Source organism: Delftia sp. ASV31, from assembly GCF_016428765.1.
Classification (GTDB): Bacteria; Pseudomonadota; Gammaproteobacteria; order Burkholderiales; family Burkholderiaceae_C; genus Comamonas; species Comamonas acidovorans.
Genome location: NZ_JAELTK010000062.1, coordinates 1 through 20,501, shown reverse-complemented (window position 1 = coordinate 20,501; position 20,501 = coordinate 1). Strand labels below are relative to the sequence as shown.

The following is a 20,501-nucleotide window of genomic DNA, read 5'->3' as shown; positions in this document are numbered from 1 at the left end:
CGGGTCTTGCACCGCGCATGCGGCGCAGTCCTGGGCCACAGGCGCGGCACAGGCGGGCCGGGCGCGCATCAGCAGGCCCGGCGGCGATTCAAGAGAACACGGCAGTCAGCGGGGGAGGGCCGCGCGCCGGCAGCGGCGCGCGTGTGACGGAGGCAATGTGCGCCGCCACCAGCGGCAGCAGCGCGTGGGCCAGCGGTTGCTGGTGGGGCACCGCCATCGTCGGCAGGGCCGGCGGCGGTGCGCCGGCGGGCAGGCACATGGGGCAGTCAAGCTGGTGGTGTCCCATGCCTGGGGCTGCGCTGTCGCCCAGCGCCACCAGCTTGACGTCGCCGCTGGCCGTGCAGACCAGCTCGAATCCCTGGGGATGGACCAGGGGCGAGGCCACGGCAACGCCCAGCGTCACGGCAAACCAGGCCAATATCAGCCGGGTGAGCCAGAACGAGGAGCGAAGCGCTTGCATGGGGCGTGATTATGGCTTGGGGGCTGGCGTCGGTGTGAACAGACTGCCGCCCAGCTTGACGCCAGCCTTCAGGCCGCGCTTGGCGAACCAGCCCTGGTTCATCTCCAGCACATAGCGCACGGGCTTGGCCGAGCAGTGCGAGTCCTCGGTCATGGGCTTCATGTCGGCCAGGTTCACGATGGTGCCGTCATCGGCCACGAAGGCGGCGGTCAGCGGCAGCAGGGTGTTGCGCATCCAGAAGCACTGCACGGCGGGCACCTCGAAGACGAAGATCATGCCCTCCTGCTGGGGCATTTCCTGGCGGAACATCAGGCCGATGGCGCGCTCGCGGTCCGAGGCGGCCACCTGGGCATCGATGCGGTGGAAACCGGCCGTCAACTCCACGCGGCGCAGATTCATCTGGGGGCTGCCCTGGGGCTGTGCGCCTGCCGATACGGCGGCGCCAGCCAGGCAGGCGGCCATGAGCAACCGCTGCAGCGCGCGGCGGGAAAGGGATGTGTGGAGGGGTGTCGAAGGCTTCGTCATCTTGCACATTCTGTCGCAGTGGGCGCGTGGCTGGACGCAAAAATCGGCCTGGCCCGGCCATCATGGCCGGGCGGGCGGCAAAAAGCCCGCAGGGCATTGCTGACTTGCGGGCTTTTTTTGAGGGGATGCCGGCTGGCATCCCGGGGCATGGATCAGGCCACGGCCTTGTGTGCCTTCTTCGTGGAGCGCTTGGCGTGCTTCTTGCCGGAGTGCTTGCCGCTCTTGGCGACCTTGGCCTTCTTGGCTGTGTGAGCGGGAGCCGCTGCGGAAGCGGCCGTGGGAGCCGACATCGGCGCTTCGGGTGCTGCGGCGGCCTGTGCGAAGGCGCCTGCGGCAAACGAACCGGCGATCAGGACAGCGAGGAGTTTTTTCATATATGCCATTTCCTAGAAAAGCGGTAGAAGCCAAGTTGAATCAGACAACGGTGCGAAATTCTTGATGCACCGCACATGCTCAACGCGCTTACTGTATCGCCGTTGACAGGAGGGCGGCCCGATTGTCGTTAGAATTTTCTGCACCAAATTCGTGCCCGATCCGGGCATTCACTCTTGCCTCGTGCACCAGCCAACGGAGACCCGTCCCCATGAACCGCTTCCAGCACATCCAGGTGCCGGCCGAGGGCCAGAAGATCACTGTCAACGCCGACATGTCGTTGAACGTGCCAGACCAGCCCATCATTCCTTTCATTGAAGGCGACGGCACCGGCGTGGACATCACGCCCGTGATGATCAAGGTGGTGGATGCCGCCGTGGCCAGGGCCTATGGCGGCAAGCGCAAGATCCAGTGGATGGAGGTCTTCGCGGGCGAGAAATCCACGCGCATCTACGGCCCCGATGTCTGGCTGCCCGAGGAAACCATGCAGGCCCTGCGCGAGTACGTGGTCTCCATCAAGGGCCCGCTGACCACGCCCGTGGGCGGCGGCATCCGCTCGCTGAACGTGGCGCTGCGCCAGGAGCTGGACCTCTACGTCTGCCTGCGCCCCGTGCAGTACTTCAAGGGCGTGCCCTCGCCGCTGAAGGAGCCCGAGAAGACCAACATGGTCATCTTCCGCGAGAACTCCGAGGACATCTACGCGGGCATCGAGTACGAGGCGCGCAGCGACAACGCCAAGAAGCTCATCGACTTCCTGGTCAAGGAAATGGGCGTCAAGAAGATCCGCTTCCCCGAGACCTCGGGCATCGGCGTCAAGCCCGTGTCCATCGAGGGCACGGAGCGCCTGGTGCGCAAGGCCATCCAGTACGCCATCGACAATGACAAGCCCAGCGTGACCCTGGTCCACAAGGGCAACATCATGAAGTTCACCGAAGGGGGCTTCCGCGACTGGGGCTACGCGCTGGCCGCGCGCGAGTTCGGCGCCCAGCCCATCGACGGCGGACCCTGGCTCAAGTTCAAGAACCCGCGCACGGGCCGCGACATCGTCATCAAGGACTCGATTGCCGACGCCTTCCTGCAGCAGATCCTGCTGCGCCCGGCCGAGTACTCGGTGGTGGCCACGCTCAACCTCAACGGCGATTACATCTCGGACGCGCTGGCGGCCCAGGTCGGCGGCATCGGCATTGCGCCCGGCGCCAACATGTCCGACTCCGTGGCCTGCTTCGAGGCCACGCACGGCACGGCCCCCAAGTACGCGGGCAAGGACTATGTGAACCCGGGCTCCGAAATCCTCTCGGCCGAGATGATGCTGCGCCACATGGGCTGGCGCGAGGCGGCCGACCTGGTCATCAGCGCGCTGGAAAAGGCCATCCAGAGCAAGCAGGTGACCTACGACTTCGCCCGCCTGATGGACGGCGCCACCCAGGTGTCGTGCTCCGGCTTTGGCGAGGTGATGATCTCCAAGATGGATTGAACTGCGCAGCCACGGCGCGGCGATCCGCCCCGCGTGGCCGCGCCGAACTCAAGGCGCCGTGATTGTGACGGGCATCGTTGCCTGGGCGCTGCGGCCCAGGGAATCACGTGCCACCACCAGCAGCGCATAGCTGCCGGCCACCGGCTGGGGCCACCGCATGCTGATCGCGGAGCCCTGGGCCGTGAACACCATGCCCAGCGGCACGCCGGAGAGGGACACTGACACGGAGGTCGCGCCAGGCGCCGACACGCTGATCGTTGCGGACAGGGGGACGCCTGCCTTGCCCTGCACGGCGGCGGCGGTGATGGCCAGGTCGGCGCCTGCTGTACCGGCGGGGGCCACCTTCACCGTGAAGACGGCGCTGCCGCTCAGTCCGGTCGCCGTGTCCCGGGCCACCACCGTAACGCTGTAGTTACCTGCCACGGGCTTGGGCCAGCTCACCAGGCCGGTGGTGCTGATGACCATGCCGGAGGGCGCGGAGACCAGGCTGTAGCTGACGGGGTGGGGCGCGGTTGCGGCGGCGCTGAACGACAGCGCCACGTTGGCCGTACCGCTGATGCTGGCTCCGGTGACCACGGGAGGCTGGGGCGGTGCGATCCTGACCGTATAGGCCGCCTGCCCGGTCAGGCCTGTTTTCGTGTCCGTGGCCCGGGCCGTGATGGCGTAGCTTCCCGCCACGGGGGCTGTCCAGGTGACGATTCCCGTCGCGGCTGCGACCGCCATTCCCGCTGGTGCGCTTGCCAGGCTGTAGCTCAGCGGGTTGCTGCCTGTGGCCGACACGGTGAAGCTCAGGGCCTTGCCGGCATCGCCCGAAATGGTGGCCGCAGCCACGACCGGTGCCACCGCAGCGGGTGTGGCGGCGCCCAGTGCGCTGAGCAGATCCGTGGCATTGGGCGTGCCAAGGCCGGTGAGTTCGTCAAAGCCTGCACGCGCAGAACAGGTGGCGCAACTGCCATGCGAGCCGCTGGTGATGTCGGCGAATGCCCTGGCGTAGCTGGTGGGTGTTGCTGCCACTTTGCCGTACAGCATGGGTTGGGTGCTGCCCAGAGGCGCCAGCGCAGATTGGGCTCGCATGGCGTTGGCTACGGCGACCAGTCCAGCCCACATCGGGGAAGACAGGCTGGTGCCGCCTGCGCTGACCCACTGCACGGCCGTGCCGCCCGAGGGGATGACGGCCAGATAGTGCCCGGTGGACGGATCCGCGTTCATTGCCACGTCGGCCACGGTGCGGCGACTCAGCCCGCCCACGCCCGGCACGCCGCTTTGTTGGTAGGCCGATGCGGGTACATAGGCGCTGATGCCGCCTCCCGTGCCCGACCAGGCCACCTCAGATCGGCTGCCTGCTCCGGAGTAGCTCAGCGAAGTGCCTCCCACGGCGAGCACCTTGGAGGAGACTGAAGGCCACAACACGCCCGCGCCCCAGTCGCCGGTGGCAGCCAGGTAGGTCATCTGGCTGGCGCCGAACACGGAGTCCACGGAGGTGGTCCAGCTGCCCTCGGCCGTGCCGAAGCTCATGGAAAGTACACCAGGGCCCATGGCATTGGCCAGTTGCACGGCACGCAGCAGGCTGTTGGTCGATGCGTCAGGTGCCTCGATCAGCACGATGCGTGCAAGCGGTGCAATGGCGTGCGACCACTGCACATCCAGCGCGATCTCGGTGGCCCAGCCCGCGTTGTAGGCCGGTGCGCGTGCCGCCAACTGGCCCGACGTGTCGCTGTACGCGACCAGCAGCTCGCAGCCTGTCGAGGACGCCGCGGGCATGGGCAGCGGGGCAGCGGGCGCCAATACGCGGCCAGTACAGTTGGGCAGGCCGAAGCGCTGGTTGAAGGTGGCCAGTTCGGTCGCGACGTTGGGGTTGTGGTAGGCATTGACGACGTAGATGGTCTGACCTGCGCCCATCTGCGCTGCCTGCGCCGGTGTGAGCGGGCTGCCGTACGGTGCCAGCCCGGGAAAGCCATAGGCTGCTCGTACCTGCGCCGGGGTATAGGTCACGATGGAGCCAGAGGCCAAGGGGGTGGGCGTGCCCTGCTGGGAGGTGATCTCCATGGACGGCTGTCCGCGCTGGGCCGCCAGCAATTCATCAGGGGTGAGCCTGCGGGTGGACAGCGATCTGGTCTGAGGCGGCAGGATGCTGGCCACAGGCGGCAGCTGCGTCCCGTCGCCTGCAACTGCGACGCCCGGCCCCTGTGGCGGCTCCACAAATACCGGGGCAATGTGGAACTGCGGCTGCGCTACGGCCGAGCCTACGGTGTCGTCCAGCACCACGAGGTTCTCGAGGGTCGTCGTGCCGGAGGCCAGCGGGCCGGCCACCGCTTGGGAGGGGGCTGCCGTATCGCTTCCCCCTCCGCAGGCTGAAAGGGCTGCTGCGCACAGCGCCGTGATGGCCCACCAGCGCGGTGGTGCGAGGAAAAGGTTCAAGCGAATCGTGCGGCAGGGTGCCATGCTGATCTCCGTCAAGTGTGGCCATGCACGGCCCTTGGCGAAGTCGCATGCAGGGACCGGCAGGAATGACGGCACCTGGCAACCCCGCTGTCATGCCCGCCCGTCAAAGGGCGGGGGTAGACCGGAGGCTTTGCGACCCCGCCTTTCGTACGGGTGTGCTGGTGCGCAAATTGTAGGTAAATTTAATATTTTTATCAAATTATGTTTTATCAAATATGCCAATTTTGATGCGTAACCTGCACGCAGATCCAGCAAGCGATTTGGTTCCTCAGCCGTGCCCGGGCAGGGCGCATCCGTCTGCATCACATCCGGGCGCGTCGGTGGGGGTAGCTGATTCACCCTGAAGTGCCGACACCTGTGCGACCCACTCGCCCAGCTGCGTTGCCCAGCCCTGTGCATCTCCCAGCCAGGGTCCGATGTCGATGCGCTGTATGGCGCGCTGGCCCGGCTGCTCTGCCTCGGGGTGGTCGAACTCCAGCGCGAAGGTCGGGAAACCCTGGCCCTGTGCCAGTTCCAGCCATTCGCGCGCCTGGGCGATATGGGCCTGGGTGGCGGCACCCGAAAGGCGCTGGAAGGCGTCGGTGAAGGCCGCCACGTCCAGGCCCAGGTCCCGGGCCAGTTCCAGCAGCACGGCCGGATCGCTGATGCGTCGGCCTTCCACGTAGTGGGCCTGCTGCTGGCGCGCCAGCATGTCCAGGCCCCGGCCCGCCAGTTCCTCGGCGGCCAGCAGCGCCGTGGTGGGCGGCTCGGAGTCCAGCACGGCGCCCAGGTCGTTGAGCAGGCCGTCGAAGTAGGCAGGGCCGAAGGGCTGGCCCGTCATCTCGGCAATGCGCTGGTCGTGCGGCATCACGTGGCCGCGCCAGTCGGCTGTGATGGTGCGGGTATGGGCGCCCGTGAGCATGCCGCCGCCATGCCATTGCAGCGTGACGCCGGGCACGTTGCGCGCGGCCTTGACCAGGGGCGCGGCGGCATAGCACCAGCCGCACAGCGGGTCGAAGATGTAGTGGAGGACAAAGGGCGGCTGCGCGGTCGTGGTCATGGCAGAAGCGGGCTGTGATGAAGGCGCCCACTGTAGCGGCTATTGGCTTGCCCGTGACGGGGCAGGGCCGCAGGCAGAATGGGCGACTGCCGCCGTGCAGCCACCGTGCTGCCATCGCCGATCCCGTCTGCATTGCCATGCGCCTCAAATCCACGCCGCCTCCGTCCGATCCGTCCGCTGCCTCCGCCCCGGCCGCCGAGCCCAGCGTCCAGTCCGTCGCCCGGCGCGGCATGCTGGGTTTTCTGCTGTTCTGGCTGCTGGTCATGGGCGTGCTGTACTGGGCCATGCAGATGTACCTGAAGCCGGCCGGCGTCAAGGTGCAGGCCGATGGCACGGTGGCCATTGCGCGTGACCGCGACGGGCATTTCCGCGTGGAAGGGGCCGTCAACGGGCAACCCGTCATGTTCCTGGTGGACACGGGCGCCAGCATGGTCGGCGTGACCGAGCCGCTGGCCGAGCGCGCAGGCCTGGACGGCGGCGAGCCCGTGCGCTTTCGCACCGCCAATGGCGAGCGCGACGGCCGCATGGTGGTGGCCGAGCAGGTGCGCGTGGCCTCCCTGGTGGTCAGCGGCCTGCGCGTGGGCACAGGCTATACCGGCAGCACGGACAGGGATGCGCTGCTGGGCCAGAACTTCCTGCGCCAGTTCGATGTGGAAATACGCGGCGACCGCATGCTGATCCATCCGCGCGGCAGCGGGTCTTCGCCCAAGCAGTAAGTACATAACTAGCTAGCTAAGTAAGGGAGAGGGACATGACAAACAACGGCTTTCGCACCGACAGGCGCAGATGGCTGCAGACGGGCGCAGCCCTGGCGGCGCTGGGCTGCACGGCCTGTGCCAGCGTGGGGCAGGGCGGTGCCTTTTCCGCCGGCACCGGCCTGGCCGAAGACCTGGGCGAACGCCTGGACCAGGGCGTGCAGAGCGGAGAACTCGCGAACCTGCACGCCGTCGTCGTGATGCGCCACGGCCGGCTGGCGCTGGAGCGCTATTTCGAGGGCGAGGACGAGCGCTGGGGCGAGCCGCTGGGCAAGGTGGCCTTCAACGCCGACTCCCTGCACGATGTGCGCTCGGTCAGCAAGAGCGTCGTCGGCCTGCTGTATGGCCTGGCCCTGGCCGAGGGCAAGGTGCCCGCGCTGGACACGCCCCTGATCCAGGCCTTTCCCGCCTACAGTGATCTGGCGGCCGATGAGGGCCGGCGCTCCATCCTCATCTCCCATGCCCTGGGCATGACCATGGGCCTGCAATGGGACGAGGACCTTCCGTATTCCGACCCGCGCAACAGCGAAATCGCCATGGAGCGCAGCAGCGACCGCTACCGCTACGTGCTGGAGCAGCCCATCGTCGCCCCGCCCGGCGAACGCTGGTGCTACAGCGGCGGGGCGACGGCACTGCTGGGCCACCTGATCGCGCAGGGCAGCGGCATGCCGCTGCTGGACTATGCGCGGCACAAGCTGTTTGCTCCGCTGGGCATCGACAAGGCCGAGTGGACGCCTGGCACCAACGGCGAGGCGGCCGCCGCCTCCGGCCTGCGCCTGCGGGCGCGGGACCTGGCCCGCATTGGCCAGCTGGTGCTGCAGCAGGGCGAGTGGCCGGGTGGAAGGCAAGGCCGGGCGCTGGTACCCCGGCATTGGATTTTGCAATCCATTCAGCCGCGCGTGGACGCCTGGCCCGGCCTGCGCTACGGCCACCACTGGTACGTGGGGCAGACCCGCGCCGGCCTGGCGTACTACATGGCCATCGGCCTGGGCGGCCAGCGGCTGGTGGTCGTGCCCCAGCATTCGCTGGTGTATGCCATCTTCATGGGCAACTACGACAGCCCCCAGCAGGTGCAGCGCGTGGCTGCCGTGCAGGGCCTGATAGCCGCTGCCTTGCGTTGACTGCCTTGCCCTGACAGCCGAGCGCGGGCACGTAGGGCGTGCGAGAATCCCCGCTTCCAAGGTCGGCTGCATGCCCGGCTCGCGCAAGCAGGGCGCGAAGCGGGGCGGGCCGGTGCGTGTCGAGGCTCGATCCACTTTCCTGGTTCCGGTGCCGGCCCATGAGCCCCTGAGGCCATGGCGCCGGTTGTTTCTGCCTCCCGCATGATCGCCAGATCACCGTTTGCCCGTGTCCCACCGCCAGCCCATCCGCATCGCCGACCGCCACCAGTTCGACACCCTGATCGACGCCCGTTCGCCTGCCGAATTCGCGCAGGACCACATTCCCGGCGCCATCAACTGCCCCGTGCTCGACAACGAGGAGCGCGCCCGGATCGGCACCATCTACAAGCAGGTCAGCCCCTTCGAGGCCAAGCGCCTGGGCGCGGCCATGGTCTCGGCCAACCTGGCGCGCCACCTGCAGGAAACGTTTGCCGACAAGCCCGCCAACTGGAAGCCGCTGGTCTACTGCTGGCGCGGCGGCCTGCGCAGCGGCTCCATGGTCACCTGGCTGCGCCTGGTCGGCTGGGATGCCCAGCAACTGGCCAACGGCTACAAGTCCTATCGCGGCCATGTGATCGAGCTGATCGACCGCCTGGTGCCCCAGCTGCGCCTGCAGGTGCTGTGCGGAGCCACCGGCAGCGCCAAGACCCGCGTGCTGCATGCCCTGGCCGAGGCCGGCGAGCAGGTGCTGGACCTGGAGGGCTATGCCAGCCACAAGGGTTCCTTGCTGGGCAATCTGCCCGGCGTGGAGCAGCCCAGCCAGAAATACTTCGAGACGCTGCTGGCCCAGCAGCTGGAGAGTTTCGATCCGTCGCGCACCGTGTACGTGGAAGGCGAGAGCGCCAAGATCGGCCGCGTGTCCCTGCCGCTGGTGCTGGTCGAGCACATGCGCCAGTCGCCCGTGATTGCGCTCGATGCCACGCCCGAGGCGCGCCTGGCCTACCTGCTGCGCGACTACGCCTACCTTGGCGACGATCCGCAGACGCTGGCCGACAAGCTGGGCTGGCTCAAGGAGCTGCAGGGCAAGGAGACCATCTCGCGCTGGCAGGCCTGGGCGCATGAGCGCAGCCTCTCGCCGCTGTTCTCCGAGCTCATGGCCCAGCACTACGACCCGCACTACGAGCGCTCGCAGGAACGGCATTTCACGCAGTGGCGCACGCGCCGCAGGGTGCAGGCCGACGACCTCAGCGAGGCCGGCATCGCCGCGCTGGCGCACCAGATACTGGCGCTGGATGGGACATCGGCCGCATGAAGCAGCCGGGTGGATCAGGCGTTTGAATCAGGCATGTGAATCTGCCAGCACCGGGTACAGCGACAGCAGCAGCAGGGCGGCCATGCCCCAGTTGAAGCGGCGCAGTGCCTGCGGCGAGCGCAGCGCGCGCCCCACGGCGCTGCCGAACAGCGTCCAGACGCTGACGCTGGGATAGTTCACGATGCCCAGCACCAGGGCGGCCAGCACCAGGTTGATGAAGAAATCCTCGCGCGGCGTGTAGGTGGCAATCACGCCGATGGCCATGATCCAGGCCTTGGGGTTGACCCACTGGAAGGCCGCCGCCTGCCAGAACCCGAAGGGCCGGGCACCCGCATTGCCGCCGTCGATGCCGCCGCTGCCCGCAATCTTCCAGGCCAGCCAGACCAGGTAGGCCGCGCCCAGGTACTTGAGCGCGGTGTAGATCACCGGCAGGCGCTCGAACACCGCGCCCAGGCCCGCGCCCACCAGCAGCACCATGACCACCACGCCCAGGGTGATGCCCAGCATATGGGGCACCGTGCGGCGGTAGCCGAAGGTGGCGCCCGAGGCTGTCAACATCACATTGTTGGGGCCGGGCGTGACGGAGCTGACGAAGGAGAACATGGCCAGTGGCAGCAGGAACGAGGTGTGGGCGGTATCGAAGGGCATGGTGGCAACAGGCATGACAGGGGATCCGGCGCCCTGTCTGCGCATGCCGCAGGCCGCGGCGCCGTCAGGCCATGCTAAGGGCAGTGTTCGGTACAGTAGCAGTACACTTTGCCAGAACAATTTGCCAACTGGCCTGCCCATATGACCATGACACTTGATCCCGCAGCCACGCCGAAGGAAGCGCAGGCACAGCAGACACCGCAGACATCGAGTGCATCCTCCGCTACGGCTTTCCAGGCCGCTGCGCCCTGGCGCCCGCTGCGGTCTTCCGACCTCTCGCTGGTCGATCAGCTCGTGGACCACTACGGCGGCCTGATCCGCCACCATGGCCTGCGCGCGGGCTCGCGGCTGCCCTCGGTGCGCGCACTGGCGCAGCAGGCCGGCGTCAGCCGCGATACCGTGGTCCAGGCCTACGACCGGCTGGCCGCCCAGGGCCTTGTGCATTCGCGGCGCGGCTCCGGCGTCTTCGTCAGCGCCCGGCGCGCGGCCCAGGCCGTGCCGCGCGCCAGCCACGGCCTGCCCACGCTGGAGCAGGGCGCGGCCTTTGATACCGCCTTTCTGTTGCGCAGCATGTTCCGCGAAGGCACGGAGCATTCGGGCGACGCCGGCATGCTGCCGCCGGAATGGCTGGACCAGGAGATGCTGGCCTCGGCCCTGCGTGCCGTCGGCCGCAGCACGGGCACCAGCCTGCTGACCTATGGCGTGCCCCAGGGCTATCTGCCGCTGCGCCAGCAGATCGCCTCGGTGCTGCAGGCCCAGGACGTGCCCGCCCACCCCGAGGTCCACCTGATGACCGTGGCCGGCGCCACCCAGGGCCTGGACCTGATCGTGCGCAGCCTGGTGCGGCCCGGCGATACGGTGCTGGTGGAAGACCCGGGCTGGTTTCTCATCTTCGGCCGGCTCAACGCCCTGGGCGTGAACGTGGTCGGCGTGCCCCGCCTGCCCGGCGGTCCCGACGTGGAGGCGCTGGAGCGGCTGGCCCGCCAGCACCAGCCCCGGCTTTTCATCCTCAACACCGCCGTGCACAACCCCACGGGCCAGACCCTGTCGGCCGGCGTGGCCCACGAGGTGCTGCGCATTGCCGAGCGTCACGACTTCTACCTGGCCGAGGACGACACCTACTCCGACTTCCTGCCCGGCGTGCCCGTGCGCCTGGCCGCCATGGACCGGCTGCAGCGCGTGCTCCTGGTGGGCGGCTACTCCAAGACCCTGGCCGGCAGCCTGCGCGTGGGCTATGTCGCGGCACACACCGACCTGATACGGCGGCTGACCGACCTCAAGCTGCTGGGCGGGCTGACCACGGCGCTGCCGGGCGAGCAGGTGGTGCACCGCGTGCTGGCCGATGGCCAGTACCGCAAGCATGTGGACCGCCTGCGCGAGCGCGTGGACCGCGCGCGCAACCGCTGCCTGCGCATGCTCGAAGCCCTGGACTGCCGCGCCCCGCACGAGCCACAGGCCGGCATGTTCGCCTGGGTGGACTGCGGCGTGGACTCGGAGGTGCTGGCCCGCCATGCCGCGCCGCAGGGCCTGCTGCTGGCACCGGGCCTGCTGTTTTCGCCCAGGCAGGCCGCGGGCAGCATGCTGCGCATTCCCGTGCCCATGGTGGAGCAGCCCCAGACCTGGAAGATCCTTGGCCACCTGCTGGCGCAGCACCGGGGCGGTGGTGGATGACCGGATGGTGCAGCAGCACTGCCTGACGGGAGGTTGACGCTGCCGGCGCCAGGGCATGTAAGACAGGGCATCGTGCCTCGGCGCCCCGGTAGTGCGCTGCTATCGTTCCGGGATGACTATTGAGCTTGTCTTGCCAGGGGAGGCCGGCCGCAGAGCCGGGGTGAACGACAGCCGGCCCCGACCGGGAGGTGGCGCGGCGCGCCACCTGGCCCCGGTGCTGGCGCTGCTGCTGACAGCGGGCTGTGCCGACACGCCCGCGCCGCGCGGCAAGGTGGAGGGCGCCTCGTTCGAGCCCGGTGAAATCGTGCAGTCCGACAGCAACCGCATGGCCACCCTGGCCATGAAGGAGAACCTGGACAGCCTGATGCGCATCATGGACAAGCTGTACCTGCGCAACCCCGCCGAGTGGAAGAAAACCGCCGAAAGCCGCGAGGCCGCATCCGCCTACGTGCGCATCGCCATCACCGAGCGCCAGCCCTGGGCCGACCTGCACGGTGCCCAGGACGTGGCCGCGCTTTCGCTGGCGCTGCAGCCCGACTTCAAGGGCGACCGCGTGGCCGCCTTCGTCCATGCGCTGGCCGACACCATCATCACCGCCCACGGCGGGCGCACCAGCTTCACCCTGGTCCATGGGCTGGACCCGCAGCTGATCTACAACGCCGCGCGCAACGTGGAAGTGGCCAACTGGATTCTCAACTCACGGCGCAACGCAGCGGGCGGGCCGCTGCTGCTGTCCAACCACCTGGGCGACGACGCGCGCAACCTCAGCTTCGAGCGCGAGATGGGCAAGATCATCGGCCGGCTGGACCTGATCGCCAACTACACCACCGAGCGCTACAGGCGCTCCTTCATCGGCTACGGGCAGGGGCTGGTGGCCGGGCCGTTCATGCAGTTCCTGCCGGTGCGCTGAGGCGCTCAGTGGGCTGAATGCGCTGAAGTGGCAAGCGTCAGGACGCGTCACACAGAACGATGGTGACCAGAGCGGAGGTGTCTTCGATGGCGCGTACCGCATGCGCCATGTTCGCCGGCAGGTGCATCAGCTGGCCGGCCTGCAGGGACTGGCGGCTTTCGCCGAGCATCACCTCCAGCTCGCCTTCCAGGCAGTGCAGGCTGACGCTGCCCGGCACCTTGTGCGGCGGCAGCGACTGGCTGGCGCGCAGCACCACGCGGATGACCTCCATGTCCTGGGACTTGAACAGGGCGCAGGTCCGTGCGCCCGCCAGCCGCGCACCAAACGGCAGGACATCGATGGCTTGAGCGGTCAGTGCAAGGGGGGTGGCCATGGCGGACCTCCGGGCGTTGGCGGGCAATACAGCCATTGTCCTCCGAAGCACGGGAATCCATCAACCGCAACTGTGTGACAGCAGGGGCTTGTGCAGGGTCTCAACCCGGCACGCTCGCCTCCACCAGCAGGGTCAGCAACTGCAGCGACTCCTGCCAGCCCAGGTGACAGGCCTCGGCGGGAATGACGGCGGGCACGCCTTCCTGGGTCACATCCATTTCAGTGCCGCAGAACACCTCGCGCAGCGTGATGGTGGTGATCATCTCGCCGGGCAGTTGCGGGTCGTCGAAGCGGTCGGTATGGCGAACCAGCCGGCCAGGCTCCAGGTCCAGGAACTCCCCGCCGAAGCCGCTGCGCCCGCCCGTGGACAGATTGACGAAGGCCATGCGGTAGCGCCCGCCGACCCGGGCGTCGAACTCGGGCACCTCGCAGATGTAGCCGTGGGGCGGAAGCCATTTGGCCAGGGCAGCGGCCGTGGTGAAGGCCTGGTATACGCGCTGCGGCGGCGCCTTGAGGACGCGGTGCAGCCGGATGGTGTGGACGGTGTGTGACATGCGGAACTCCTTGGCGTGGTGTCGTGCAAGGCTGCCAGCCTCGCACCGATGCAGTCCTTGCGCAAGAGGCGGGACCTGGAGCCTGGCGCAGGATTCAATGATTCATAAATCGAATCCTTGCTTGGTTTTAAAGAATTGGACTTGAATCATTGACGCCCGCACCATGGCGGCGAGCGCTGGACACACAGCGCCGCCTTCCATAGGAAAACAGGATAGGAAACAGGAGACAAGCAAATGAAGCATTCCCCGTTGCGCAGGGCCCTGGCCCTTGGCGCTATCAGCACCATTGCGGCCGTGGCCGCGCCCTCTGTGTCGGCGCAGGGGGGTTACCCCTCCAATCCCATCACCCTGGTCGTGCCGTTCGCGGCCGGCAGCGGCACGGACGCCGTGGCGCGCCTGGTGGCTACCCGGCTGGGCGAGCGGCTCAGGCAGCCCGTGATCGTGGACAACAAGGCTGGCGCCAATGCCCAGATTGCCGCCAACCATGTGGCCAAGGCCAGGCCGGACGGCTACACCCTGTTCATGACCACCAACACCTCGCACTCGGCCAACCCCTGGCTGGTCAAGGGCCTGAAGTACGACCCCGTCAAGGACTTCACACCCGTGGCGCGCGTGGGCGAGCTGCCGTTCGCGCTGCTGGTCCACCCCTCCGTTCCTGCCAAGACCGTGCAGGAACTCATCGACTACGCCAAGGCCAATCCCGACCGCCTGTCCTACGGCACGCCCAACAGCACCTCGCTGGTCGCCTCGGAAACCTTCAAGTACGTCACGCACACCCAGATCACCTCGGTGCCCTACAAGTCCAGCCCGCAGGCGCTGACCGACCTCATGGGCAACCAGATCCAGGTCTACGTGGCCGATCTGGGCTCGGCCTGGGGCACGATCAAGACCGACCGCGTGCGCACCCTGGCCGTCACGGCGGCCAAGGGCTCCACCCTGCTGCCCAATGTGCCGGCCATCGGCAAGACGCTGCCGGGCTTCGACATCACCTCCTGGAACGGCATCTTCGGCCCGGCCGGCATGCCCGCCGAGATCACCGAGCGGCTGAACACCGAGCTGCAGGCCATCCTCAAGGACAAGGCCGTGCAGGAGCAATTGGCCCAGGTCGGCTTCGAGGTCTGGCCCACGGCCACGCCTGCCGAGTTCGCCACCTATGTGAAGGACCAGATGGCCCGCTGGGGACAACTGGTCAAGCAGGCCGGCATCGAGGCGCAGTGAAGGAGAGCCGCATGGAGCAAGCGCAGCAAGGGCAGCAAGGCCCTCTTGCCGGAGTGAAGGTGCTGGACATGACCTCGGTGGTCATGGGCCCCTTTGCCACCCAGATCCTTGCAGGCCTGGGGGCCGAGGTGATCAAGGTCGAATCGCCCGAGGGCGACAACATGCGCCACGTCGGCCCCATGCGCAACCCCGCCATGGGCCACATCTTCCTGCAGGCCAACCAGGGCAAGCGCTCCGTGGTGCTGGACCTCAAGCAGGGCGCCGCGCGCGAGGCCCTGCTGCGCCTGGCCGAAGGCTGCGACGTGCTGGTCAGCAACGTGCGGCCCCAGGCCATGGCGCGCCTGGGCCTGGCCTACGAGGACGTGGCGGCGCGCAACCCGCGCATCATCCACGTGAGCTGCTGCGGCTTCGACCAGCGCGGCCCCTACGCGGCCCGGCCCGCCTATGACGACCTCATCCAGGGCGCCACCGGCGTGCCCTGGCTGGCGCAGCAATACGGCGGCGGCGAGCCTGCCTATGCCCCCATGACCCTGGGCGACCGCGTCACCGGCCTGCACGCGGTCTACGCCGTCACGGCCGCCCTCTATGCGCGCGAGAAGACCGGCAAGGGCCAGGCCGTGGTCGTGCCCATGTTCGAGGCCATGACCCAGTTCATCCTGGGCGACCACATGGCGGGCCTGTCGTTCGAGCCGCAGCTGGGCGGCCCCGGCTATGCGCGCCTGCTCACGGCCCACCGCAGGCCCTATCGCACCAGCGACGGCCACCTGTGCGTTCTCATCTACAACGACAAGCACTGGCACAGCTTCTTCAACGCCATAGGCCAGCCCGAGCGCATGGCCGAACCCATCTTCGCCACCCACAGCCAGCGCGCGCTGCACATCGATGCCGTCTATGCCGAAGTCTCTCGGCTGATGGCAGGGCGCACCACGGCCGAATGGCGCGCACTGCTGGACGCGGCCGACGTGCCCAACATGCCCATGGCCTCGCCCGAAGACCTGATTGCCGACCCCCAGCACCAGGCCACCGGCTTCGTGCACGAGATAGACCACCCCAGCGAAGGCCGGCTGCGCACCACGGCCAGCCCCACGCGCTGGAGCGCCACGCCGCCCGCAGAACGCGCCGCCCCCGCGCCACGCCTGGGCGAACACACCCTGCAGGTGCTGCGCGACGCGGGCCTGACCGAGGCCGAGCTGGCCGCCCTGCAGGCCAGCCGCGCCTGCAGCCAGGCTGCCGCGCTGCAAGACGCCCCACCACAAACACAAGCACAAGCACAAACACAAACAGAAGGAAACCGCCCATGCCCCGCTATTTGATCCGCGAACAAGACGTGCCTGGCTACAGCCCCGCCAACCACCACGGCACCGTCAACCGGCGCCTGGTCAGCGCCGCCAACGTGGGCGCGCGCCACATGGAGCTGGTGCTGGGCACGCTGGAGCAGGGCGGCGGCGCGCTGCCCCATGCCCACCCCGGCATGGAGCAGGCCTGCTACCTGCTGGCCGGAACGGCCGAGGTGGAAATCGACACCCCGGACGGCAAGGAACGCTTTGCCATGCAGCCCGGCGACACCTGCTTCTTCCCCGAGGACTGCATGCACATCTTCCGCGTGACCAGCGCCGAGCCCGTGCGCCTGCTGGTCTTCTACAGCCCGCCGTACGGCGAGAACCCCGAGCGCGTGCGCCGACCGGCAGCCTGAGCGCCGTCACCCCACAGACACAACAAGCGAACAGCAACAAGCAACGGAGAACTCACCATGGACTTTCTGTGGAACGAAGAACAGGAACAGATACGCGACGCCGTCGAGCGCGCCTGTGCCCCCTTTGACGCCGACTACTGGCTGCGCAAGGACCACGAAGGCGGCTTCCCGCACGACTTCCACAAGGCCCTGGCCGACGCGGGCTGGCTGGGCATTGCCATGCCCGAAGAATTCGGCGGCGCGGGCCTGGGCATCAGCGAAGCGGCGTTGATGATGCACACCATCTCGGCCACGGGCGCAGGCCTGTCGGGCGCCTCGGCCGTGCACATGAACATCTTCGGCCTGCACCCCGTCGTCGTCTTCGGCACGGACGAGCAAAAACGCCGCTGGCTGCCCCCGCTGATCGCGGGCACGGACAAGGCCTGCTTCGGCGTCACCGAGCCCAATGCGGGCCTCAACACCCTCAAGCTGCAGACCCGCGCCGTGCGCGATGGCGACGTCTACGTGGTCCATGGCCAGAAAGTCTTCATCTCCACCGCCCAGGTCGCCAACAAGATCCTGCTGCTGGTACGCACCAAGCCCGTGGAAGAGTGCAAGGGCACGGAAGGCCTGAGCCTGTTCTACACCGACCTGGACCGCGAACGCATCGAAGTGCGCGAGATCGACAAGCTGGGCCGCAAATGCGTGGACACCAACCAGCTGTTCATCGACGGCCTGCGCATTCCCGCCGAGGACCGCATCGGCGAAGAGGGCAAGGGCTTCTCGTACATCCTGCACGGCCTCAACCCCGAGCGCATCCTCATCGCCGCCGAGGCCGTGGGCCTGGGCCGCGCCGCCCTGGCGCGCGCCACCCAGTACGCCAAGGAGCGCGTGGTCTTCGACCGTCCCATCGGCCAGAACCAGGGCATACAGCACCCGCTGGCCCAGGCCTGGATGGGTCTTGAGGCGGCCCACCTCATGGTGCAAAAGGCCGCCTTCCTCTACGACAGGGGCCTGCCCTGCGGCGCCGAGGCCAACGCCGCCAAATACCTGGCGGCGGAAGCCTGCGCCAAGGCCTGCGAAACCGCCATCTTCACGCACGGCGGCATGGGCTACGCCAAGGAATACCACGTGGAGCGCTACATGCGCGAATCCTGGATCCCGCGCCTGGCGCCCGTCAGCCCCCAATTGATCATGTGCTTCATCGCCGAAAAGGTATTGGGCTTGCCTAAATCGTATTGACCCCCTGAGTCGCTTCGCGCCTTCCCCCTTCTCGCTGCGCGCAGGGGGACGACACCCTCGGTGCGGGGCGGCCCTTCCTCGGTGTCTCAAAGTTGAGGTGCGCGGGTTTTGTGGCTGCGAACCATCTGAAGTCCCATGATTTATCAATCTGTATTTCAGAGGTAGCCATGGTGCAAGATGCCATCTCGCTTGCTCCCCATCCGCCGCCTCTCATGAAGACCCACCTGCTGCGCTATTTCGTCGCCCTGGCCGAGGAACGCCATTTCGGCCGCGCAGCCCAGCGCCTGTGCATCACCCAGCCGCCGCTGAGCATGGCGCTCAAGACCCTGGAGCAGGACCTGGGCGCCAGCCTCATGGACCGCGACGCCAAGAACGTGCGCCTCACCCCTGCGGGCGAGGCCTTTCTGGTCGAGGCACGCAAGGTGCTCGCCCAGCTGCAGCATGCGGCCGACGTGGTGCGCGGCGTTGCCGAGGGCATGCAGGGCCGGCTGGACGTGGGCATCACCGGCTCCATGGTCTACCGCCAGGTGCCCGACTTCTGCCGCGCCTTCCGCGCCGAGCGCCCCCTGGTCGAAGTCTGCCTGCACGAAATGTCCACGCGCGAGCAACTGCAGGCCATTGCCAGCGGCCAGATCGACTGCGGCTTTCTCAACATAGCCACCCCGCCAGACGGCCTGCAGACCCTGTCCATCGGCGAGGAACCCTTTGTCTGCTGCCTGCCCGCCACGCATGCGCTGGCGCAGCAGCCCGACATCGACCTGCGCGAACTGGCCCGCGACACCTTCGTCATGTTCGCCCGCGAAGTGGCCCCGGCCAACTACGACAACGTCATCGCCTGCCTGCAGCAGGCCGGCATCCACCCCCACACCCGCCACGCCGCGCGCCAGTGGCTCACCGTCATGGCCCTGATCTCGGCAGAGCAGGGCGTGGCCCTGGTGCCCAGCTGCATGCAGCGCGTGGGCATGAACGGCGTGGCGTTCGTGCCGCTGCGCGGGCCGCAGCAGGCCATGACGCCCGCTGTCATGGCCTGGCGGGCGGATCAGCCTGCGGCGGTGCTGCAGGCTTTCATTGAGAGGGTGAGGGCGATGGCATCCACCGCCGTCAAGGGTGGTAGGGGTTGAGGGCTGTCACCTCTACAGACCCTTCGCAGTAGTGCATGGCGAAAACCACCAGCTCCTTACCATTCGATTGGGTGATGGCCTCCACGTGCCAAAAAGGCACTTTTTCTCCCGGAGAAAACGTCACCTTGGTGATATCGAATGCGTACTGAGGAAACTTCTCTTTCAGTTTTTTCAGTACATTCGTCCGAACCAGATTAAGGTCATGGTTTTCGCAAGCGGTTGCGTTTTTTGCGTCCCCGCATGCGGTGATCAGCAAGACTGCGCCAGCCAACACACTGCGCAAAAAACTGGATCTTGTCAGAGTTTTTTTCATATTAACGGCCTGTGAAGTAATGAGGAATTGCGCCATCGATCACTATGGTGTAATCGTTGCCGCCTATAGTATGAAAGGTATCCACGACTTGGTCCGCCCACCAGGGGCGGCCCGGCCGCTTGTCCATATTGAAAAAATCATTGAATGCTCTTGTCTCTCCGACAAAAGAAAATGAACCATCCCATCCCCTGGTAAGAGTTCCAGTAGTGCGTAAACTTATGCCTCCGACAATCAATTGAGGAGGAAGATGTTCGTCTTCGTATGTTTCATAACCATAGCTACCGGAATCATAAAAATAATAACCGGGCTGCCTGCGATCGCTGATAAAACGTAACAGAGGATTGCTGTCTCTGGCAATGCGTTCAATAGGTAAAGACAAATTCAGCGCATCAATCTTGATCCGCAGCGGTTTGCCCTCGCCCCACAGCCAGTGGGCCGCCGCCTTGAAAACACCGTAGTATGTAACCTCGACTTCCGAAACTTCCCGGTATGGCTCATCTTTTGCCGCCCAATAGCCATTCACAATGTCTGCACCGTTGTTGCTGCCGCGACGGATATTGTCATACCAGCTACTGGCCAGCCGAAGCCTTTTCTGACATTGCTCCGGTGTCATCCATGCAAGATTGTTATTCAGGTCCCAAAATATTTCATCACTGTACAAGTATGAGAGGGCATATCCATAAGCGATGCCGCCCGTGTAAAATTGAAGCTGTTCAAAGCATTCATACCAGTTTGTGTACATCCCTTCGTATGTACCGGTGACTACAATCTCTCCCAAGGTTTCCGACATTTATTCCCTCCTCTTGAAATGAGAATGACTATCATTCTCTTTTGTGGAATTTATCAATCAATCCATGTTTGAGGCTTGTTTTTGATATTTCGTAACAAATATTTCGTTATATGACTTAAATGGAGATCTGTTGAACATCAATTGGTTGTGCTTGACAACGCTAGGGAGTTGTTTCCTTAAAGGGTTAGAAGAAGGAAAGAAAACCGGGGGACTCAAGACTCTGAGAGGAGGCGCTGGGCCATTGGCGCAGAGTCCATCTCGGTCGAAGTCTGCCTGCATGAAATGTCCACGCGCGAGCAACTGCAGGCCATTGCCAGCGGCCAGATCGACTGCGGCTTTCTCAACATAGCCACCCCGCCAGACGGCCTGCAGACCCTGTCGATTGGCGAGGAACCCTTTGTCTGCTGCCTGCCCGCCACGCATGCGCTGGCGCAGCAGCCCGACATCGACCTGCGCGAACTGGCCCGCGACACCTTCGTCATGTTCGCCCGCGAAGTGGCCCCGGCCAACT

Annotated in this window: 21 protein-coding genes, 1 pseudogene and 1 riboswitch; of the genes and pseudogenes, 12 read left to right on the top strand and 10 right to left on the bottom strand. The window is 66.6% G+C overall.

What is annotated here, in order from left to right:
• Nucleotides 1-88 precede the first annotated feature (88 nt).
• From JHD82_RS20335 to JHD82_RS20325, 3 genes are all read right to left on the bottom strand, one after another.
• Nucleotides 89-460, bottom strand: a complete 372-nt coding sequence (locus JHD82_RS20335; protein WP_199138411.1) for a DUF2946 family protein — start codon at nt 458-460, stop codon at nt 89-91.
• Between the two features lie 9 nt (nt 461-469).
• Entirely contained in the window at nt 470-922 is a 453-nt protein-coding gene (locus tag JHD82_RS20330) for a DUF192 domain-containing protein (protein WP_233174823.1), read from the bottom strand.
• 215 nt (nt 923-1,137) lie between these two features.
• Entirely contained in the window at nt 1,138-1,359 is a 222-nt protein-coding gene (locus tag JHD82_RS20325) for a hypothetical protein (protein ID WP_012205488.1), read from the bottom strand.
• Between the two features lie 209 nt (nt 1,360-1,568).
• Between JHD82_RS20325 and icd the strand changes: the two genes are divergently transcribed.
• Nucleotides 1,569-2,831, top strand: a complete 1,263-nt coding sequence (gene icd, locus JHD82_RS20320) for an NADP-dependent isocitrate dehydrogenase (protein WP_012205489.1) — start codon at nt 1,569-1,571, stop codon at nt 2,829-2,831.
• Nucleotides 2,832-2,879: 48 nt separating this feature from the next.
• Here icd and JHD82_RS20315 read toward each other — a convergent pair whose 3' ends face one another.
• The gene (locus tag JHD82_RS20315) at nt 2,880-5,249 is read right to left on the bottom strand and encodes a S53 family peptidase (protein WP_233174821.1); all 2,370 of its coding nucleotides are present in this window, start codon (nt 5,247-5,249) and stop codon (nt 2,880-2,882) included.
• A gap of 98 nt (nt 5,250-5,347) precedes the next feature.
• A riboswitch (cyclic di-GMP riboswitch) is annotated at nt 5,348-5,443 on the bottom strand.
• A gap of 98 nt (nt 5,444-5,541) precedes the next feature.
• On the bottom strand, nt 5,542-6,312 hold the full coding sequence (locus tag JHD82_RS20310; RefSeq protein ID WP_199138407.1) for a DsbA family protein: 771 nt from the start codon (nt 6,310-6,312) through the stop codon (nt 5,542-5,544).
• 137 nt (nt 6,313-6,449) lie between these two features.
• Between JHD82_RS20310 and JHD82_RS20305 the strand changes: the two genes are divergently transcribed.
• The 3 genes from JHD82_RS20305 (at nt 6,450) to mnmH (ending at nt 9,479) form a co-directional block, all read left to right on the top strand.
• A complete protein-coding gene (locus JHD82_RS20305) occupies nt 6,450-7,028 on the top strand; it encodes a TIGR02281 family clan AA aspartic protease (protein ID WP_233174820.1) in 579 nt (192 codons plus the stop codon).
• A gap of 35 nt (nt 7,029-7,063) precedes the next feature.
• Nucleotides 7,064-8,188, top strand: a complete 1,125-nt coding sequence (locus tag JHD82_RS20300) for a serine hydrolase (RefSeq protein ID WP_199138397.1) — start codon at nt 7,064-7,066, stop codon at nt 8,186-8,188.
• A 226-nt stretch (nt 8,189-8,414) separates the two neighbouring features.
• Entirely contained in the window at nt 8,415-9,479 is a 1,065-nt protein-coding gene (mnmH, locus tag JHD82_RS20295; protein ID WP_199138394.1) for a tRNA 2-selenouridine(34) synthase MnmH, read from the top strand.
• A gap of 27 nt (nt 9,480-9,506) precedes the next feature.
• Here mnmH and JHD82_RS20290 read toward each other — a convergent pair whose 3' ends face one another.
• Nucleotides 9,507-10,142, bottom strand: coding sequence for a LysE family translocator (locus tag JHD82_RS20290; protein WP_043821819.1), 636 nt, complete (start codon nt 10,140-10,142; stop codon nt 9,507-9,509).
• A gap of 126 nt (nt 10,143-10,268) precedes the next feature.
• Here JHD82_RS20290 and JHD82_RS20285 point away from each other — a divergent pair, with 126 nt between their 5' ends.
• Entirely contained in the window at nt 10,269-11,798 is a 1,530-nt protein-coding gene (locus tag JHD82_RS20285; RefSeq protein WP_199138392.1) for a PLP-dependent aminotransferase family protein, read from the top strand.
• Nucleotides 11,799-11,910: 112 nt separating this feature from the next.
• Entirely contained in the window at nt 11,911-12,708 is a 798-nt protein-coding gene (locus tag JHD82_RS20280; protein WP_374191655.1) for a hypothetical protein, read from the top strand.
• A gap of 37 nt (nt 12,709-12,745) precedes the next feature.
• Here JHD82_RS20280 and JHD82_RS20275 read toward each other — a convergent pair whose 3' ends face one another.
• Entirely contained in the window at nt 12,746-13,081 is a 336-nt protein-coding gene (locus tag JHD82_RS20275; RefSeq protein ID WP_012205498.1) for a cupin domain-containing protein, read from the bottom strand.
• A gap of 100 nt (nt 13,082-13,181) precedes the next feature.
• Nucleotides 13,182-13,634 (bottom strand): SRPBCC family protein, encoded by a 453-nt coding sequence (locus JHD82_RS20270; RefSeq protein WP_012205499.1) that lies wholly within the window; start codon nt 13,632-13,634, stop codon nt 13,182-13,184.
• 234 nt (nt 13,635-13,868) lie between these two features.
• On the opposite strand from JHD82_RS20270, the gene JHD82_RS20265 reads away from it, so the two are divergent.
• The 5 genes from JHD82_RS20265 to JHD82_RS20245 all read left to right on the top strand — a co-directional run bounded on the left by JHD82_RS20265 (nt 13,869) and on the right by JHD82_RS20245 (nt 18,887).
• On the top strand, nt 13,869-14,852 hold the full coding sequence (locus tag JHD82_RS20265; RefSeq protein ID WP_183017983.1) for a tripartite tricarboxylate transporter substrate binding protein: 984 nt from the start codon (nt 13,869-13,871) through the stop codon (nt 14,850-14,852).
• Between the two features lie 11 nt (nt 14,853-14,863).
• Nucleotides 14,864-16,165: a CaiB/BaiF CoA-transferase family protein gene (locus JHD82_RS20260; RefSeq protein WP_199138390.1), complete on the top strand. Its 1,302-nt coding sequence runs from the start codon at nt 14,864-14,866 to the stop codon at nt 16,163-16,165.
• Entirely contained in the window at nt 16,150-16,545 is a 396-nt protein-coding gene (locus tag JHD82_RS20255) for a cupin domain-containing protein (RefSeq protein WP_012205502.1), read from the top strand. Before JHD82_RS20260 ends, JHD82_RS20255 begins: the two co-directional genes overlap by 16 nt.
• A 57-nt stretch (nt 16,546-16,602) precedes the next feature.
• Nucleotides 16,603-17,766 (top strand): acyl-CoA dehydrogenase family protein, encoded by a 1,164-nt coding sequence (locus JHD82_RS20250; protein WP_012205503.1) that lies wholly within the window; start codon nt 16,603-16,605, stop codon nt 17,764-17,766.
• 167 nt (nt 17,767-17,933) lie between these two features.
• Nucleotides 17,934-18,887, top strand: a complete 954-nt coding sequence (locus JHD82_RS20245) for a LysR substrate-binding domain-containing protein (protein WP_199138388.1) — start codon at nt 17,934-17,936, stop codon at nt 18,885-18,887.
• Here JHD82_RS20245 and JHD82_RS20240 read toward each other — a convergent pair.
• Both JHD82_RS20240 and JHD82_RS20235 read right to left on the bottom strand, forming a co-directional pair.
• The gene (locus tag JHD82_RS20240; protein ID WP_099750571.1) at nt 18,868-19,200 is read right to left on the bottom strand and encodes a hypothetical protein; all 333 of its coding nucleotides are present in this window, start codon (nt 19,198-19,200) and stop codon (nt 18,868-18,870) included. The two genes, JHD82_RS20245 and JHD82_RS20240, sit on opposite strands and share 20 nt — an antisense overlap.
• Nucleotide 19,201: 1 nt before the next feature.
• Nucleotides 19,202-19,990 (bottom strand): lipid II-degrading bacteriocin, encoded by a 789-nt coding sequence (locus JHD82_RS20235; protein WP_153053743.1) that lies wholly within the window; start codon nt 19,988-19,990, stop codon nt 19,202-19,204.
• Nucleotides 19,991-20,236: 246 nt separating this feature from the next.
• On the opposite strand from JHD82_RS20235, the pseudogene JHD82_RS20230 reads away from it, so the two are divergent.
• Nucleotides 20,237-20,501 (top strand): annotated as a pseudogene (locus tag JHD82_RS20230) (LysR substrate-binding domain-containing protein); the annotation flags it as partial.

Bases quoted from the DNA above. Each gene is read 5' to 3' on its own strand.
- JHD82_RS20285 (WP_199138392.1), top strand. From the start codon at position 10,269: ATGACCATGACACTTGATCCCGCAGCCACGCCGAAGGAAGCGCAGGCA.
- JHD82_RS20290 (WP_043821819.1), bottom strand. From the start codon at position 10,142: ATGCCTGTTGCCACCATGCCCTTCGATACCGCCCACACCTCGTTCCTG.
- JHD82_RS20265 (WP_183017983.1), top strand. From the start codon at position 13,869: ATGAAGCATTCCCCGTTGCGCAGGGCCCTGGCCCTTGGCGCTATCAGC.
- JHD82_RS20255 (WP_012205502.1), top strand. From the start codon at position 16,150: ATGCCCCGCTATTTGATCCGCGAACAAGACGTGCCTGGCTACAGCCCC.
- JHD82_RS20270 (WP_012205499.1), bottom strand. From the start codon at position 13,634: ATGTCACACACCGTCCACACCATCCGGCTGCACCGCGTCCTCAAGGCG.
- JHD82_RS20240 (WP_099750571.1), bottom strand. From the start codon at position 19,200: ATGAAAAAAACTCTGACAAGATCCAGTTTTTTGCGCAGTGTGTTGGCT.
- JHD82_RS20300 (WP_199138397.1), top strand. From the start codon at position 7,064: ATGACAAACAACGGCTTTCGCACCGACAGGCGCAGATGGCTGCAGACG.
- JHD82_RS20280 (WP_374191655.1), top strand. From the start codon at position 11,911: ATGACTATTGAGCTTGTCTTGCCAGGGGAGGCCGGCCGCAGAGCCGGG.
- JHD82_RS20310 (WP_199138407.1), bottom strand. From the start codon at position 6,312: ATGACCACGACCGCGCAGCCGCCCTTTGTCCTCCACTACATCTTCGAC.
- JHD82_RS20275 (WP_012205498.1), bottom strand. From the start codon at position 13,081: ATGGCCACCCCCCTTGCACTGACCGCTCAAGCCATCGATGTCCTGCCG.
- JHD82_RS20325 (WP_012205488.1), bottom strand. From the start codon at position 1,359: ATGAAAAAACTCCTCGCTGTCCTGATCGCCGGTTCGTTTGCCGCAGGC.
- icd (WP_012205489.1), top strand. From the start codon at position 1,569: ATGAACCGCTTCCAGCACATCCAGGTGCCGGCCGAGGGCCAGAAGATC.
- JHD82_RS20245 (WP_199138388.1), top strand. From the start codon at position 17,934: ATGGTGCAAGATGCCATCTCGCTTGCTCCCCATCCGCCGCCTCTCATG.
- JHD82_RS20235 (WP_153053743.1), bottom strand. From the start codon at position 19,990: ATGTCGGAAACCTTGGGAGAGATTGTAGTCACCGGTACATACGAAGGG.
- JHD82_RS20260 (WP_199138390.1), top strand. From the start codon at position 14,864: ATGGAGCAAGCGCAGCAAGGGCAGCAAGGCCCTCTTGCCGGAGTGAAG.
- JHD82_RS20335 (WP_199138411.1), bottom strand. From the start codon at position 460: ATGCAAGCGCTTCGCTCCTCGTTCTGGCTCACCCGGCTGATATTGGCC.
- JHD82_RS20330 (WP_233174823.1), bottom strand. From the start codon at position 922: ATGGCCGCCTGCCTGGCTGGCGCCGCCGTATCGGCAGGCGCACAGCCC.
- JHD82_RS20250 (WP_012205503.1), top strand. From the start codon at position 16,603: ATGGACTTTCTGTGGAACGAAGAACAGGAACAGATACGCGACGCCGTC.
- JHD82_RS20305 (WP_233174820.1), top strand. From the start codon at position 6,450: ATGCGCCTCAAATCCACGCCGCCTCCGTCCGATCCGTCCGCTGCCTCC.